At 37.2% G+C, this 1,539-nt stretch carries 1 protein-coding gene; it reads right to left on the bottom strand.

The window, feature by feature from the left end:
* A partial coding sequence (locus tag ACQ2HE_RS19860; protein ID WP_430902510.1) for a hypothetical protein occupies positions 1 to 563 on the bottom strand: 563 nt, incomplete at its 3' end.
* Positions 564 to 1,539: the final 976 nt, after the last annotated feature.

Here is a 1,539-nt window from a genome sequence, read left to right as displayed (position 1 = left end):
CTTCCAGTTACATTGAAATTCCCTGACCCAGTTGTTTCAAAACTTGTATATGCAATAGATTCAAGTTCGGCGTTCATTACTTCAGCAGTCGGAAGGGAATACCCGTAATCCCATACATAGGACTTTATCATGTCGTTTGCTTTCGCCTGTTCACCCAAATTCCCAAAAGGATCGTAGCGAAAACCTCCCAACAAGCCATAATTGCTATTATAACTAAACGTACCATTGGAAGAGGACATCGTAAAAGACGAAACAGGCGTAGTTGTTTGAAGACGATAAAAGGTCTTAGGAACAGGCAATACTGATTCATAGATGGTTAGATTAGCAGCAATGTATCTTCTATTTGACCCATCCGGATTCTGACGATATTGAACTGACTCAATCTCGGCACCTATAATATTCAAGTTTTGTAAGTTTTTAATCGCCGCAGAAGGATTATCTAGTCCTGTCGGCGGAATCGTGTAATCAAGAGGATACTTCGTTTCGGTAACCACCTGCTCATTATTTGAACTAATCTGAACTAGTTTAGTGGGCAAATTATGCGCCGCATTATCATAAGACATTGTTTTTGAACTAGTCAAATAGGAGTTCGAAACCTGATCAAACTTTTTCTCTATAACAGCTAATAACTTTTTCCCTTGATAGCTAACTACAGAGCCCGAGTAGTATAGCTTGTTTTTAATGATCGTGCTTTGCNGGAGTTCGAAACCTGATCAAACTTTTTCTCTATAACAGCTAATAACTTTTTCCCTTGATAGCTAACTACAGAGCCCGAGTAGTATAGCTTGTTTTTAATGATCGTGCTTTGCAGACAAGATGGATTCGCCAGTTCAAGATGTTTGAATTGATAAAAAGTGTTTCCGTTTTCAATATATTTACAAAGCTGTGTCTTGTTATCTTGAACTGCTGCAGAAGATACTTTGTATGATGTAATACCACCCAAATTGGTGTACTCGTAGTTACTAGATTGTTCGTACAATAATTTTCCGGAATTATTGTAAACACTTTGCTTAAGCAAATCACCGTTCGCTACATTGTCATCAATCGCATTTAAAGTTGCAATATTATAATTGTAGACTGTTTTTCCAAGAGGCTCCCCATTTATTACGTCGGAAGAGAATTCAGTCACCTGGCCATATCCAATATGACTACCTTGAATTGAACCCAAACCAGCTACCGATGACGCTGCAACAGTTGTATACTCAATTCTATAGTCCGTCCAATCATATGGAGGATTTAAAATAGGGTATGCATAAAAATAGTATACAGTGTTAGAAAGATAATAAGGGAAATACGCTTGACCGGAAGTTGTTCCATCATCTAATTTATATATATAATTTTTCTGTGTTGCCTTAGTACTATTGAAGGAATAATCAACAATTTGTTTTACTCGCAAACCACCAACCGGCTTTACAATATTTGTATTTTGATCTTTACCCTCATTCAACTCGTATTCAAACGTAGTATATCCACCAGTTGGATACTTGATTTTTTGAAGAATGCAGGTCTGAGTATAATAAAGTGAAGGTTCCCGATTCG

The sequence above is a fragment of the Endoryza foliicola genome, from assembly GCF_050589245.1.
In the GTDB taxonomy this organism is placed as follows: Bacteria; Bacteroidota; Bacteroidia; order Chitinophagales; family Chitinophagaceae; genus Endoryza; species Endoryza foliicola.
Note: the sequence above shows the minus strand (reverse complement) of the source record. Positions and strands in the feature narration are given on the sequence as shown.